General features: G+C 71.6%; 12 protein-coding genes. 2 read left to right on the top strand and 10 right to left on the bottom strand.

Annotation, left to right across the window (positions count from 1 at the left end; all coding sequences use genetic code 11):
- The first annotated feature begins 37 nt into the window (after window positions 1–37).
- Window positions 38–1,459: a solute carrier family 23 protein gene (locus tag I8D64_RS03700; RefSeq protein WP_200501107.1), complete on the top strand. Its 1,422-nt coding sequence runs from the start codon at window positions 38–40 to the stop codon at window positions 1,457–1,459.
- Between the two features lie 257 nt (window positions 1,460–1,716).
- On the opposite strand, the gene I8D64_RS03705 is transcribed toward I8D64_RS03700, so the two are convergent.
- Entirely contained in the window at window positions 1,717–3,078 is a 1,362-nt protein-coding gene (locus I8D64_RS03705; protein WP_343068414.1) for an MFS transporter, read from the bottom strand.
- A 178-nt stretch (window positions 3,079–3,256) separates the two neighbouring features.
- Here I8D64_RS03705 and I8D64_RS17715 point away from each other — a divergent pair, with 178 nt between their 5' ends.
- Entirely contained in the window at window positions 3,257–3,793 is a 537-nt protein-coding gene (locus I8D64_RS17715; RefSeq protein ID WP_200501108.1) for a GNAT family N-acetyltransferase, read from the top strand.
- A gap of 100 nt (window positions 3,794–3,893) precedes the next feature.
- On the opposite strand, the gene I8D64_RS03715 is transcribed toward I8D64_RS17715, so the two are convergent.
- The 9 genes from I8D64_RS03715 to I8D64_RS03755 all read right to left on the bottom strand — a co-directional run bounded on the left by I8D64_RS03715 (window position 3,894) and on the right by I8D64_RS03755 (window position 14,710).
- On the bottom strand, window positions 3,894–5,096 hold the full coding sequence (locus I8D64_RS03715; protein WP_200501109.1) for an acyl-CoA dehydrogenase family protein: 1,203 nt from the start codon (window positions 5,094–5,096) through the stop codon (window positions 3,894–3,896).
- A 29-nt stretch (window positions 5,097–5,125) separates the two neighbouring features.
- On the bottom strand, window positions 5,126–6,283 hold the full coding sequence (locus I8D64_RS03720) for an endonuclease/exonuclease/phosphatase family protein (RefSeq protein WP_200501110.1): 1,158 nt from the start codon (window positions 6,281–6,283) through the stop codon (window positions 5,126–5,128).
- The gene (dnaE, locus tag I8D64_RS03725; RefSeq protein ID WP_200501111.1) at window positions 6,283–9,846 is read right to left on the bottom strand and encodes a DNA polymerase III subunit alpha; all 3,564 of its coding nucleotides are present in this window, start codon (window positions 9,844–9,846) and stop codon (window positions 6,283–6,285) included. Before dnaE ends, I8D64_RS03720 begins: the two co-directional genes overlap by 1 nt.
- 543 nt (window positions 9,847–10,389) lie before the next feature.
- Complete coding sequence (locus tag I8D64_RS03730) at window positions 10,390–11,217, bottom strand: hypothetical protein (protein WP_246482646.1); 828 nt, start codon at window positions 11,215–11,217, stop codon at window positions 10,390–10,392.
- A gap of 118 nt (window positions 11,218–11,335) precedes the next feature.
- Window positions 11,336–12,265 carry an RluA family pseudouridine synthase gene (locus tag I8D64_RS03735; RefSeq protein WP_200501112.1) on the bottom strand — a complete coding sequence of 310 codons (930 nt, stop codon included), beginning with the start codon at window positions 12,263–12,265 and terminating at the stop codon, window positions 11,336–11,338.
- Window positions 12,262–12,915, bottom strand: a complete 654-nt coding sequence (gene lspA / locus I8D64_RS03740) for a signal peptidase II (protein ID WP_200501273.1) — start codon at window positions 12,913–12,915, stop codon at window positions 12,262–12,264. The genes I8D64_RS03735 and lspA overlap by 4 nt, the downstream gene beginning before the upstream one ends.
- 119 nt (window positions 12,916–13,034) lie before the next feature.
- Window positions 13,035–13,751, bottom strand: coding sequence for a DivIVA domain-containing protein (locus tag I8D64_RS03745; RefSeq protein WP_200501113.1), 717 nt, complete (start codon window positions 13,749–13,751; stop codon window positions 13,035–13,037).
- 172 nt (window positions 13,752–13,923) lie between these two features.
- Window positions 13,924–14,214 carry a YggT family protein gene (locus I8D64_RS03750; protein ID WP_200501114.1) on the bottom strand — a complete coding sequence of 97 codons (291 nt, stop codon included), beginning with the start codon at window positions 14,212–14,214 and terminating at the stop codon, window positions 13,924–13,926.
- 7 nt (window positions 14,215–14,221) lie between these two features.
- On the bottom strand, window positions 14,222–14,710 hold the full coding sequence (locus I8D64_RS03755) for a cell division protein SepF (RefSeq protein ID WP_200501115.1): 489 nt from the start codon (window positions 14,708–14,710) through the stop codon (window positions 14,222–14,224).
- Window positions 14,711–14,726 lie beyond the last annotated feature (16 nt).

Genomic DNA, 14,726 nt, shown 5'->3' on the forward strand with positions numbered 1-14,726 from the left:
CCGGCGACCCCAGCTCCCCCGCGTCAGGACCCCCTCCGTGCCCGAGACCCCCACTCCGCGACATTCGTCGATCGACTCCGAGCAGTCGAGCCCGTCGGCCGACCCCGCGCTCGCGGGCCCGTCGACCTCCGTGTCCGCGCCCCGCACCGCGCGTCCTGAGGACGAGCGTCTGCCCCTCCCCCGCAGCCTCGTCTACGGCGCCCAGCACGTGCTCTCGATGTACGGCGGCGTGGTCGCCGTCCCGCTGATCGTCGGCGGCGCCGCGGGTCTGCCGGGAGACCAGATCGGGGTGCTCGTCGCGTCGGCCCTGTTCGTCTCGGGCGTGACCACGCTCCTGCAGTCCCTGGGCATCCCCTTCTTCGGGGCGAAGCTGCCGCTCGTGCAGGGCACCACCTTCGGTGCGGTCTCGACGATGCTCGTCATCATCGCGGGCGACGGCGGACTCCCCTCGGTGTTCGGGTCGGTGATCGTCGCCGGTGTCGTCGGCTTCCTGCTCGCACCGGTGGTCTCGCGCCTGCAGCCGCTGTTCCCGCCGGTGGTGACGGGCACGATCATCGCCGCGATGGGCATCTCGCTGCTGCCGGTCGCGGCCGGCTGGATCATGGGCACGGAGGGAGCCCCCGGCTACGGCGGCGCCCTGCATCTGGGACTCGCCGCGCTCACTCTCGTCGCGGTGCTCCTGTTCTCGCGGATCCGGGCGCTCTCGGGCGTGGCGATCCTGCTGGGCATCGCCGTGGGCACCGTGATCGCCGCGATCGTCGGGGCCGCAGACTTCTCGAACGTGCTCACCGGCAGTGTCGTGGCCCTGCCGCGCCCGTTCGCCTTCGGCGTGCCGACGTTCCACCTCGCGGCCATCGTGCCGATGGTCGTGGTCATCATCGTGACCCTCATGGAGACCACCGCGAACCTGTTCGCGGTCACCAAGGTCGTCGGCACCGACCTGCCCCCTCGGCGCCTGGCCGACGGGCTGCGCGCCGACATGGCCGCGAGCGCACTGGCCCCGCTGGTGAACTCGTTCCCGGCGACCGCGTTCGCGCAGAACATCGGACTGATCTCGGTCACCCGCGTGCGCTCGCGCTTCACCGTGGCCGCGGGCGGGGTCATCCTCGTGCTGCTGGGGCTCGTGCCTCTCCTGGGCCGCGTGGTCGCGGCCGTCCCCCAGCCAGTGCTGGGCGGCGCGGGCCTCGTGCTGTTCGGCTCGGTCGCCGCCGCGGGCATCCGCACCATCGGTGAGGCACCGCGCCGCGACGACCGCGACGCGGGCCACGACACCCTCATCGTCGCGGTCTCGCTGTCCCTCGCCGTGCTCCCGGTCGCCGTGCCCGCGCTCTACGACGCCCTGCCCTCGCTGGCCGCGATGGTGCTCGGCTCCGGCGTGAGCGCCGCCGCCTTCAGCGCCGTGCTCCTGAACCTGCTGCTCAAGGGCCGCGGGGGCATCCGCCCCCACGATCACCTCTAGACGGCCCCGAAGGCCCGGCCGCCCGGGTGCTCGGCACCCCGCTGGGCCGGGCGCCCGCGGCCCGAGCCCGGGCACAAGACACGAGGCCGGCGAACCAAGAACGGGCGTCCTCAGTTCGCCGGCCTCATATCTTCTGTCCTCGGCCGACGGGCCGCACCTGCGCGGACCCACGGGCCGGGTCACCGTCGGCCGACGGGCCGTGCGTGCCGGCCGACGGGCCGCGCGTCCCGATCGACGGACCGGCCGCGCCGCGGCGCTCAGGCGAGGTAGTCGACGTCCTTGGTCTCCGAGCCGATGAACAGCGCGACCAGGGTGACCACGGCCGCCAGTGCGAGGTAGCCGCCGACCAGCCAGAGCTGGCCGCCCATGGCCGTCCACAGGGCGATCAGGGCGTAGGGCGCGGGCGCCGCGCCGATCACCGAGGCCATGTTGTAGCTGACGGCGCTGCCGGTGTAGCGGACGTCGGCCGTGAACATCTCGGGCAGGAACGCCGCCATCGGCCCGAAGGTGAGGCCCATGAGCGAGAAGCCGATGATCAGCGCGGTCATGACGCCCACGGTGCCACCGCCCACCAGGGGGTGCAGGAGCAGACCGTAGATGCCGATGAGCACGGTGACGATGAGAAGCATGCGGCGCCGCCCCATGCGGTCGGCGAGCGGACCGGAAACCACAGTGAAGATGCCGAAGAAGACGACGCCGATGATGAGCATGGTCAGGAACGTGGGGCGCGCGTAGCCGAGCCCGGGCACGGCCCCATCGGCCGGCGTGGTGCCGACGACCATGAGGAACGCGGTCATCATGTAGAAGAGCACGTAGGTCGCGACCATGGCGAGGGTCGCGAGGATCAGCGGCTTCCAGGCGGTCCTGAACACGCGGGCGATCGGCACCGAGGCCACGCGCTGCTCGTCGAGGACCTTCTGGAAGGCGGGGGTCTCCATGAGCTTGAGCCGCACCCACAGGCCCACGATCACGAGCGCCGCGGAGAACAGGAACGGCAGGCGCCAGCCCCAGGAGGCGAACTGAGCATCGGTCATGGTGAGGCTGAGGATCACGAACAGGATGTTCGAGAGGATGAAGCCGATGGGCGCGCCGAGCTGCGGGAACGTGCCGTAGAGAGCGCGTTTGCCGGCGGGGGCGTTCTCGGTCGCGAGCAGCGCCGCACCGGACCATTCGCCGCCCAGCCCCACGCCCTGGCAGAAGCGCAGGAGCACGAGGATCGCGGGCGCGAGGATGGTGAAGCCGGGAGCGGAAGCGGTGGGCAGCACGCCGATGAGGAAGGTCGCGATGCCCATCACCAGCAGGCTCGCCACGAGCGTGCGCTTGCGGCCGATGCGGTCGCCGAAGTGCCCGAAGATGATCGAGCCGATGGGGCGCGCGAAGAACGCGACGCCGAAGATGGCGAAGGAGCTCAGCAGCTGCGTCGTGGGCGTCTCGTTCGGGAAGAAGAGCGCGGGGAAGACCAGCGAGGCCGCGGTCGCGTACGCGTAGAAGTCGAAGAACTCGATGGTCGTGCCGACCATCGAGGCGACGATCACGCGTCCGCGGGTGTTCGCGGGGGCTGCGTCGGGAGCGTTCGGCTCGGAGGGGGCCGACGTCGTCGGGGCGGGATAGTGCGTCACGATCGGCGAATGTACGCTCAAGTCTCGACATGCGGAATTGTGTCCGAAATATGGAACTCTGGTGTCCGTCGCCGACCACCGCGTTCCGGTGACGCGGCCCACGCACCGGTGACCGACGGCACGCCCCGTCGTCCACAGCCGCCCTGCGCCGTGTCCTCGCCCGCTCTAGTCTGTCGCTGTGCCCTCAGCGATCACGCGTGATCTGACTCCCGAGGAGGCCCGTGCGCGCCTCGAGGAGGTGCTCGAGGTGTACCGCGCCGCGTGGGACGCGAGCGCGTCCCTGCTCGATCATCTGCGCGGTCGGATCCGCCATTCGCTCTCGCTGGTCCCTAGCACGCGGATCGCGGTCGTGGAGGACGAGCAGACCTCACAGCTGCACTCCATGCTGTTCGGGCACGCCTACCACCCGAGCTCCTGGTGGCCGCGGCAGGTGCAGGGGGCGCTCGAGGCTGCGGGCCTGGCGGACTGGTCGGACGACGCCTTCGAGGTGGTCGAGGTCGCCACCGCCCCCTGGGCGCGCGGACGCGGCTTCGCCCGCGCGCTCCTCGAGCACCTGCACGCGACGATGCCCCAGACCACGTCGCTGCTGTCGACGGGCCCCGACAATCCGGCGCGGGCCCTCTACCGTCGCTGCGGCTACGTGGAGCTGCTGCCGAACTTCCGCTACGAGGTCACCGGCTCCCCCGCCGTCGTCCTCGGCTACCGACGCGCCTGAGGCCGGTCGACCCGGAGGGCCGACGGGCCTGAGAGCCCACGCACCTGAGAGCCGCCGGTCCGGCGGTCCGCCCGGCCCCTCACTTCTCACGCCCGGCCGCTCACTCCCCGCGCTCGGCGCCGATCTCTCCGAGGAGCGCCCGCGCGTAGGAGCCGTGCACGGACTCGTCGTCCGAGGGGTGGTAGAGGCCGGCGCGCACGTCCCGCGAGAGCCTCTCGAGCTCCGAGGTGCGCGAGAAGTGCGCGCCGCCGCTCGCGCGGAGCACCTGGTCGACCGCGCCGATCGCGGCCTCGGTCGCGCGGTGCTTCACGCCCGAGAGCTGCAGGAACCAGCGCGTCCCGTGGTCCACGGTCCCCGGCCCACCCGTGTCCGTGCCCGTCCCCAGCGCGTCGAGGTCGGCGACCAGCTTCTCGATCTGCAGCACCGATCCGTCCAGGGCGATCGCCGCGCCGGCGAGGCGACGGCGCACGTCCGGGTCCTCGGCGAGGACGATGCCGCGCGTGGCGCTGCGGCGCCGCGACGCGATTTGCGTGCCCAGCTCGACGGCGCGTTCGGCCAGTCCCGTGTACACGGACGCCAGGAGCAGCTCGAAGGACCCGAAGATCCCGACCACGAAGGGGTCGGTGTTGGGTCCGACGGGCGTCCGGTCGATGACGTCCTCGGGCGCGAGGCGGGCGCCGTGCAGGCGGGTGGTGCGCGACTGCGTGGCGCGCATGCCGTGGGTGTCCCAGTCCTCGAGCGTCTCGACCGCGTCGGTGCGCTCGATCGAGCCGAGGACGAGCGGGAGGTCGACGTCGTCCCCCGGGATCCTCCCGTGCACGACCAGCCGGTCCCACACGGGGGCGAGCGAGGTGAAGATCTTCGTGCCCTCGAGCAGGTATCCGCCCTGGCCGTCGCTGCGGGCGACGGTCTGGGAGTCGAAGAGCATCGCCTCGTTGCCGGGTTCGGAGATGCCGAAGGCGAGGAGGCGTCCCGCGAGCGCGTGCTCGAGGAGCGGATCAGCCCCTTCGGCGCCCAGGCGATGGGCGTGCAGGGCGGCGCCGGTGATCACGAGGTGCATGTTCATGGCGAGGGCGGTCGCGGGCGCGGCGCCCGCGAGGCGGCGCTGGATGCGGCTCGCCTCCAGCAGGCTCGCGCCGATCCCGCCGAGCTCGCGGGGCACGAGCAGGCGCAGGTAGCCGAGCTCCCGGAGATCCTCGAGGTCATCGCGGGGGAAGGTGTTCTCACGGTCGTGGACCGCGGCGCGCTCGCGGAAGCCGCGCAGCAGCGGATCGGGCAGGAGGGCGGCGGCGTCGACGGTCATGGCCCCACCGTAGGCCAGGCGCGGGCCGCTCAGGCCGGGCCCGTGTCCTCGAGGGTCGCGACGACGGCCCGATGGTCCGATGCCTTCCCCGGCGGCACCTCGACGGCGCGCGCGACGAGCGGCCCGTGGACCCAGATCCCGTCGATCCTCCGCACCGGGAACACGGCGGGGAACGATCCGCGCACTCCTCGATCCGCAGCCCGACCCGTGCCCGGGAGCCGCGAGGCCACGGCGGCGACCACGTTCGAGGCCGCGGAGACCACCGCGGTGGTCGCGACGGCGAGCGCCGGCGAGCGCAGCGCGCCCGCGAGGCTCCTCCACACGCGCCCTGCCGCCGACGCACCACCGATGGCACGGCCCTCCGGGAGGTCCCTGTCCGAGGTGCGGCCGGTACGGCCACCGCCGACCGGGGCCCGGCCACTCGCCTCGAGGGCCGCGTCGCGCCAGCCCGCGGCGGCGAGCAGGCGCATCTCGGTGGCGCTCTGATCGGCGTTCATGTCTCCGAGCAGCAGCGCGGGAGGAGCGGTGGCCTCGCCGATTCCCGATCCGTCGACGCCCGATCCGCGCAGGTCCTGTGCCCGCCGGGCCGCGAGCTCGAGGATCCGCCCGATCTGCGCGCGGCGATGCTCGGGGCGCTCCGTGTCCAGGTGCGTGACGAGGACGGTGAGATCGGGGCTCGCCGGCGCGTCCGCGGGATCGGACCGGTCCCCCGCCGAAGCGTCCGCGGGGCCGGCCTCGTCCCGCGCCGTGCGCACGCTCGCGCACAGCACGGCGCGCGGTTCGCGCAGCGGCCCGAGGCCGGGAGCGGCGGGCAGCAGGTGCGTCTCGGACGCGAGGATCCGTCCTCGGGCCAGCAGTGCGACCCCGTACTGGCGCCGGGGCCCGTCGGGGTCCGTCCCCGGGCGGTCGATGGCCGGCGCGAAGGCCACGTCCATCCCGAGCATCTCGGCGAGCACCCGGGCCTGGTCCTCGCCCGCGGAGCGGCCGCCGAAGGCGACGTCGACCTCCTGCAGGCCCACGACATCCGCGTCCAGTGCGCGGATCTCCGCCGCGGTGCGCGCGAGGTCGAGGTGGTCGTCGGCCGAGGCGCCGTGATGGATGTTGAAGGTCGCCGCGCGCAGCGTCCCCGCTCGTCCGGCCTGTCCGCCTCGTCCGCCACGCCCGGTCCGCCCCGCGTGCGCGCTCATCAGTGCAGGCAGCCGGGGCCCAGCAGAGCCTTGAGCGAGGCGTAGAGCGCGGCCGACGGCGAGACCGCGAGCCTACGGTCGAGCTCCATGAGCGTGGAGCGTCCGGGCTCCTGGAGCTTCAGCCGCACCTCGCTCATGCCGCGGTTGTCCTCGAGCACGCCGCGCAGGTCCTCGGCGATCCGCTGGGTGAAGCGGGCCGCGGGCACGGTGATGATCACGGGGCCGTCGGTCCCCATCGAGCTGGAGGTGTCGGGGATCGTCATCTCCATGACGCGCATCTCGGGCATGCCCTTGGAGGTGTCGACGCGGCCCTTCATGGAGACCACGAGGTCCTCGGCGAGCTCGGTCGCGACGGTCTGGTAGGTGGTCGGGAACAGCAGGCAGTCGATCGCACCCTCGAGGTCCTCGACCGTGGCGATCGCCCACATGTCGCCCTTCTTGGTGGTCTTCCGCTGCAGGCCCGTGATGAGGCCGGCGATCGTGACCATCGTGCCGTCCTCGATCGCGCCGTCGTCCGCCAGGGAGCTGATCGTGGTCGTCGAGTTCTGGGCGATGATGTGCTCGAGCCCGTGCAGCGGGTGGTCCGAGACGTACAGGCCCAGCATGTTGCGCTCGAAGGCGAGCTTCTCCTTGCGGTCCCACTCGGGGACCTCGGGGATCGTGATGGTCGCCGAGGACCCGGAGGCCTCGTCGCCGTCCTCCCCGCCGCCGAAGAGGTCGGAGCCGAACAGGTCGTACTGGCCCTGGGCCTCCTTGCGCTTGACGCCGACGACGGAGTCCACGGCGTCCTCGTGGATGAGGACGAGGGAGCGGCGGTTGGCGCCCAGGGAGTCGAAGGCGCCGCCCTTGATGAGGGACTCGATGGTGCGCTTGTTGCACACGGTGAGCGGGACCTTGTCCAGGAAGTCGGTGAAGGACGTGAAGGCGCCCTTCTCCTCGCGGGCCTGCAGGATCGCCTCGACGACGTTCGCGCCCACGTTGCGGATCGCGGAGAGCCCGAAGCGGATGTCGTCGCCGACGGCCGAGAAGTACATGTCGGACTCGTTGACGTCCGGGGGCAGCACGGTGATGCCGTGGTGGCGGCAGTCGCCGAGGTAGAAGCCGAGGCGGTCGCGGTTCTCCTGGGTGGAGGTGAGCAGGGCCGCCATGTACTCGGTCGGGAAGTGCGCTTTGAGGTAGGCCGTCCAGTAGGAGACCACGCCGTAGGCGGCGGAGTGCGACTTGTTGAACGCGTAGTCCGCGAAGGGCAGCAGCGTGTCCCAGAGGGCCTTGATGGCGGCGGCGGAGTAGCCGCGCTCCTTCATGCCTGCCTCGAAGGAGACGTACTGCTTGTCCAGCTCCGCCTTCTTCTTCTTGCCCATCGCGCGGCGCAGGATGTCGGCCTCGCCGAGCGAGTACCCGGCGACCTTCTGGGCGATCTGCATGACCTGCTCCTGATAGACGATCAGGCCGTAGGTCTCGGCGAGGACCTCCTGCAGGGGCTCCTCGAGCTCGGGATGGATGGGGGTGATGTCCTGCAGCCCGTTCTTGCGCAGGGCGTAGTTCGTGTGCGAGTTCATGCCCATCGGGCCCGGGCGGTAGAGCGCGCCGAGCGCGGAGATGTCGCCGAACTTGTCGGGCTTCATCTGCCGGCAGAGCTCTCGGTAGCCGGCGGAGTCGAACTGGAACACGCCCGCGGTGTCGCCGCGCTGGAGCAGGGTGTACGGGGCGGGATCGTCGAACTCGAGGATCTCCAGGTCCGGGGCGGTCTTCCCGTTCTTCCCGATGTTGTCGAGCGCGTCGGAGACGATCGTGAGGTTGCGCAGCCCCAGGAAGTCCATCTTCAGCAGCCCGAGCGCCTCGCACTCGGGGTACTCGAACTGGGTGATGACCTGGCCGTCCGAGGGGCGGCGCATGATCGGGATGATGTCCGTCAGGGTGTGGCTGGACATGATGATCCCGCAGGCGTGCACGCCCCAGCCGCGGGCCAGTCCCTCGACGCCCTTGGCGATCTCCAGGACGCGCTGGGCGTCGGGGTTCTCGTCGACGACGCGGCGGAACTCACCGGCCTCGGCATAGCGCTTGTGCTCGGGGTCGTGGATGCCCGAGAGCGGGATGTCCTTGCCCATGACCGAGGGCGGCAGGGCCTTGGAGAGCATGTCGCCCATCGCGTACGGGTAGCCCAGCACGCGCGAGGCGTCCTTGAGGGAGTTCTTCGTCTTCATGACGCCGAAGGTCACCAGCTGGGAGACCTTGTCGTCCCCGTACTTGCGGGTCACGTACTCGATGACCTCGCCGCGGCGACGATCATCGAAGTCGACGTCGAAGTCGGGCATGGAGACGCGGTCGGGGTTCAGGAAGCGCTCGAACAGCAGGCCGTGCTCGAGGGGGTTGAGGTCGGTGATGCGCATGGCGTAGGCGACCATCGAGCCTGCGCCCGATCCTCGGCCCGGCCCCACGCGGATCCCGTTCTCCTTGGCCCACTTGATGAAGTCGGAGACGACGAGGAAGTAGCCCGGGAAGCCCATCTGGGTGATGATCCCGGTCTCGTACTCGGCCTGCTTCTTCACGTCGTCCGGGATGCCCTGCGGGAAGCGGTACTCGAGCCCCCGCTGGACCTCCTTGATGAACCACGAGTGCTCGTCCTCGCCGGGCGGGCAGGGGAAGACGGGCATGAAGTTCGCGCCCTCGGCGGTCGTCGTGAAGGAGACCTCGCACATCTCGGCGATCTTCAGGGTGTTGTCGCAGGCCTCGGGCAGCTCGCGGAACAGCTCGCGCATCTCGCGGGCGGACTTCAGGTAGTACCCGGAGCCGCCGAACTTGAAGCGCCCGGGAGTGTCGAAGGTGGAGCCTGAGTTGATGCACAGCAGGGCGTCCTGGATCTTCGCGTCCTCCTCCGTGACGTAGTGGAGGTCGTTGGTCGCCAGCAGTGGGGCTCCGATGTGCTTCGAGAGCTCGATGAGCTCCTTGGTCACGCGCTTCTCGAGATCGAGGCCGTGGTCCATGAGCTCGACGAAGTAGTTCTCCTTGCCGAACATGTCCTGGAACTCGCCGGCGGCCTTCACCGCCTCGTCCCACTGGCCCAGGCGGAGGCGGGTCTGCACCTCGCCCGAGGGGCAGCCGGTGGAGGCGATCAGACCCCCCGAGTACTTCTGCAGGATCTCGCGGTCCATGCGCGGCCACTTGCCCATCTGCCCGTCGAGCGAGGCCTCCGAGGCCAGGCGGAACAGGTTGTGCATGCCCTCGGTCGAGCGCGAGAGCAGGGTGAGGTGCGTGTAGGCGCCGCGGGCGGAGACGTCGTCCCCGGCCTCCTGCTGGGCCTTCGTGCCCCACTGCACGCGGGTGCGGTCGTGACGGCTGGTCCCCGGGGTCACGTAGGCCTCGACGCCGATGATCGGCTTCACGCCGGCGGCCGTCGCGGTCTTGTAGAACTCGTAGGCGCCGAACACGTATCCGTGGTCGGTGATGGCGATGGCCTTCTGGTCCTGGCGGACCACCTCGTCGATGAGTTTGTCGACCTTCGCGGCCCCGTCCAGCAACGAGTAGTCGGTATGGACGTGGAGGTGAACGAAGTCGTCGGCCATGCGCTCCAGCGTACTGGTGAGGGCCGACGGACGGGCCGTCCCGATGGGCCTCGGAAGGGTCGGGGAGGTCACCCCGGCGCGTCGGGCGCGTCGGGAATGCGGGCGCGGTTCCGGGCGTTCGCGGCGGGCGTCCGGGGGGGGCGGCGCGGTCGACGCTCCGGGGGGGGTCGACGCTCCGGGGCCCTGCCTGTCCCCTGTGTCCTGTGCCCTGCCTCCGACCCCGGGCCACCGGCCACCGGTCACCAGTCACCGGTCACCGGCCACGTGTCACCGGGCACGGGACACGGGTCACCGGTCACCGGCCACGGGCCACCCGGCAACGACAACGGCCGGCGGTACGAGCCGCGGGCCACCGGTCCCGCTGTCACCGACCGGCGTATACCGGACCTCTCTGCCATATATGCCAGAGAGGTCGCACCGGCGCCGGTGCGCGACAACTCGGGCGCGTCCGACAGTCCGCTCGCCGGGCGGAGCCGTCGGCCCGGGCACCGGCGTCGACGTCGGCACCGGCGTCGGGTGTCCCCGTCGACCCACCCGCCGGGCTCACCCGTCGGACGGCCTCCCCGCGCTCCCGTCGTCCCCAGCCGCCCCGCCCTCCTCATCCGTCCCGCTCTGCTCAGCGGTCCTGCTCTGCTCAGCGGTGCCGTCCTCCTCGGCCTCCTGCTCGCGGCGCATGCCGGTGAGCAGCTGGTCGAGGTAGTCGTGGACGTCCTCGTAGCTGAGGTGGCGCTCGTCGCGGCGGGGCGGGATGCCGCCCACGAAGGCGCCGCCGTGCCAGGCCATCGAGTCGTCGGGCAGGGTGGGATCGTCGTCGCGCCAGAGGTCCAGCGGGATGGAGTGGGCGGCGAGGTCGCGGGCGATCTCGTCGGCCTTCGCGGGATCGCCCGAGCGCTGCATGACCTGCATCAGCAGGGACTGGGCGGCCCAGGCGGAGGCCTCGTCGCCGCCGGGATCCACGGACTCCTGGACGAGGCCCAGGAAGCTCGCGGCCAGATCGTCCTCGCGGTTCTCGTAGAGGTTTTTGGCCACGCGCAGGGCGATCCTGGGCACGTCCTCGCGCTGCTCCCAGAGCGCGGCCGCGCCGAGCAGCGCCATGCCCGTGCCCGTGGGGAACTCGGGGTCCATGGCGATCGCCGAGCGCGGCATGCGGCCCGCGCGCCGGTCGTCGTCGGCCTCGAGGAAGGCGCGGCCGGCCTCGCTGATGGCCTGGTGCATGCGCTCCTCGTCGTGGAGGACCACTTCGGCATCGGCCGGATCCAGCCCCAGCAGCCGGGCCACACGGCCGACGGGGAAGCCGGGCCTCGCGAGCGCGCGCTCATGGGGAGGGATCAGGGATGTGCCCGCGTCGGGGTCGGGTCGCTCCTCGCTCATGCCTCGACCGTACAGGCCTCGGTGACCCGCACCCGGCATCGGTCCGCTCCGGCGGAGGCGGTGCTCACAGGCGCTCTGACTGCGGGCGCGACGCGCATCGACGACGGACGCGAGAGGCTCAGGCGCCCTCGCGCAGGGCGTCCAGCGCGTGCTGGAGGTCGGCGGGATAGCGCGAGGTGAAGGTGACCTGCTCCCGGGTCACGGGGTGCAGGAAGGAGAGCTCCATGGCGTGCAGCCATTGCCGCTCGAGGCCGATGCGCGCCGCGAGCGTCGGGTCCGAGCCATAGAGGGGGTCCCCGACCAGCGGGTGCCGCATGGCTGAGAAGTGCACGCGGATCTGGTGGGTGCGCCCGGTCTCGAGGCGCACCTCGCAGAGCGCCGCGCCGGGCAGCTCCTCCATCACGTCGTAGTGCGTGACCGAGGGCTTGCCGTCGCGCAGCACGGCGAACTTGTAGTGATGGTTCGGCGAGCGCCCGATGGGCGAGTCGATCGTGCCCTGCGGCGGCACCGGCCGCCCCTGGCACAGCGCGTGGTAGGTCTTGGAGACCTCGCGGGCGCGGAAGGCATCCTTGAGCACGGTGTAGGCGCGCTCGGTGCGGGCGACGACCATGAGGCCGCTCGTGCCCACGTCCAGGCGGGAGACGATTCCGCGCCGCTCGGGGTCGCCCGAGGTCACAATGCTCACGCCCGCGCCGGCGAGGTGCCCGAGGACCGTCGGCCCGCTCCAGCCCGCGCTGGGGTGGGCGGCCACGCCCACGGGCTTGTCGATCACCACGATGTCGTCGTCCTGGTGCACCAGCCCCATGCCCTCGACGATGCTCGGGCGCACCTCGAGAGGCGGAGCCTCCTGCGGGATGCGCACGGTGAGCATCGCGCCGGGCTCCAGGCGGGTCGAGCGCGCAGGCATCGCGCCGTCCACCTCGACCTCGCCGGCCATCACGAGGTCCGCGGCGCGCGTGCGCGAGAGTCCGAACAGACGGGCGATGCCGACGTCCACGCGCTCACCCGCGAGACCGTCGGGGACGGGGACGGTGCGCTCCTCGCTCATCGCGGCGGCTCCTGGGAGGTCGGGTCGGCAGGGGCAGTCGGGTCGGCGGTCGCGTCCGGGCCGGCGGAGGCGGTCGGATCGGCGGTCGCGTCCGGGCCGACGGGGGTGGCCGGGTCGGCGGGCGCGGCCGGGTCGTCGGAGCCGGCCGCGATCTCGGCGGCCGACGGGTTCGCGGGGCGGCCGATCAGTCCCAGCAGCACGACGAGCAGGGCGCCGCCGGTGACGCCCATGTCGGCGACGTTGAAGATCGGCCAATGCGGCAGCTGCAGGAAGTCGACGACCCAGCCGGTGAAGGGGCCGGGGGCCCGCAGCAGCCGGTCGTGGATGTTCCCGAGCGCTCCGCCGAGCACGAGGCCGAGGGCGATCGCGTAGGGACGCGAGCGCACCGAGCGCAGGGCGAACACCACCACGGCGACGGCGATCACGATCTGGACGATCGTCACCACGGGAGTGATGCCCGAGCCCATCCCCCAGGCCGCGCCCGAGTTGTACAGCAGGTTCAGCTGCAGGATCTCGCCGAGCAGCGGCTGCGGGGTGAGCGGTGCGAGGTGCGCCTCCGCCCAGTGCTTGGTGACCTGGTCGAGGATCAGGATGACCGCGGCGACCACCACGACGACGATCAGGGTGGTCGTGCGGGTGATGCCCCGCAGCCCGCTGCCCCCGACCTCGCCGGAGACCGTCGAACGGCGGCGGGCGGCCGCCCCCCCCGGGGGGGGGGGCCCCCCCCCCGGGGCGCCCCCCCCCCCCCCCGACTCGGTGGATCTGCGGCTCACAGGCCGAAGTTCGCGTGCTTGTCCTGGGTCTCGCTCGTCTCGAGCTCGCTGAGTTGGTTCTCCAGGTAGTTGCGCAGACGGTTGCGGTAGTCGCGCTCGAAGGTGCGCAGCTTCTCGATCTTCTTCTCGAGATCGGCCTTCTTGGTCTCGAGGTCGTCGAGCGTGGTGCGCGACTTCTCCTCGGCCTCGCCGACGATCCGCTGGTGCTCGTCGTTCGCCTCGGAGATGAGGCGGTCGCGCTCGGCCTCGCCGTTGCGCACGTGCTCGTCGTGCAGGCGGTTGGCGAGGGCGATGATGCCGGCGGCCGACTGGTCGGGCGTCTCGGCGACGGCGGCCGCGGCGTCCTGCGTGGACTGCGCATCGGCGACGGCGGCGGTGTCCGCCTCGGCGCCACCGGTCTCGACGGTCGCGGCCTCGGGGGCCGCGGTGCTCTCGCTGACCGCAGCGGTCTCGGAGGTCGCGTCCTCGGCCGACTCGGCCGGAGCGGCGGCCGCGGCGGCGGAGCCGTCCTGCGGGGAGCTCTCGAGCTCGGCGACGCGGTTGTGCGCCTCCTCGAGCTCCTTGGTCAGCCGGGCGTTCTCGTCGATGAGCTCCTGCAGGCGCGGAAGCACCTCGAGGTCGAGGTAATTGTCGACCTCGTCCATGTCGTAGCCTTCGGAGAACCGAACCGGGGTGAACCGCTTGTTCTCCAGGTCCTCGGGCATCAGAGCCATGGGTCACCTTCTCGTACGTCGTGTGGTCAACGCGCCGCTCAGCGTCGCACTGCACAGCGTAGCGGATCGCGCGCGGTGCCACGGCCAGGTCGTGAACCCCGCCGCCGTGGCAGGCGCCACGTCCACGGGCGGAGCCTCTCGACCCGTCGGTGCGCGGGCGTCGGCGCAGTCCTCAGATCGCGATGCCCCAGAGCACGCGCATCAGCAGGGAGCACACCAGCAGCAGGATGAGCAGGCTGAGGTCGAGCGAGAAGCTTCCCAGCCGCAGGGGCGGGATCACCCGGCGCAGAGCGCGCACAGGAGGATCCGTGAGCGTGAAGACGATCTCGAACAGCAGCAGCACGATGCCGCGGGGCCGGAAGTCGCGCGCGTACGAGCGGATCCAGTCGAGCACGAGACGTGCCAGCAGGACCAGCGTGTACAGCAGCAGCGCGAGGTAGAGGATCGAGGCGATCAGCTGCACTGCGCGCTCAGCTCTGGTTGTAGAAGCTGCCCTCGTCCGTGGTGGACTCGCCGTCCACCTCGACGAACTCCGGGGAGAGCAGGAACACCTTCCCGGTGATGCGCTCGATGCTGCCGCGCAGCCCGAAGACCAGGCCGGCGCAGAAGTCGACCATGCGCTTGGCGTCGCCGTCCTGCATGTCGCTCAGGTTCACGATCACCGGCACGCCGTCCCGGAAGGACTCGCCGATCGCCTTGGCGTCGTTGTACGAGCGCGGGTGAATGGTGGTGATGCGCTGCATCGTGTCCTCCGACGGGTGGCTGACGGCCACCACGCTGCTCTGGCGCTGACGGATCGGGGTCACCTGCGCCTCCCGCTCGTGGGCCGGCTCCGGCGCGCGCTCGGTGCGGCGCACGGGCGCCACCTCGTCGCGGCGCGGCTGCTCGTCCTCGTAGTAGTCCTCGTCGACCTCGTTGGCGAGGCCGAGAGCGACCATCGCGTTGTGCCAGGCTCCCATGGTGCTCTCCCTGTGC

The organism is Brachybacterium halotolerans, assembly GCF_016623465.1.
Classification (GTDB): Bacteria; Actinomycetota; Actinomycetes; order Actinomycetales; family Dermabacteraceae; genus Brachybacterium; species Brachybacterium halotolerans.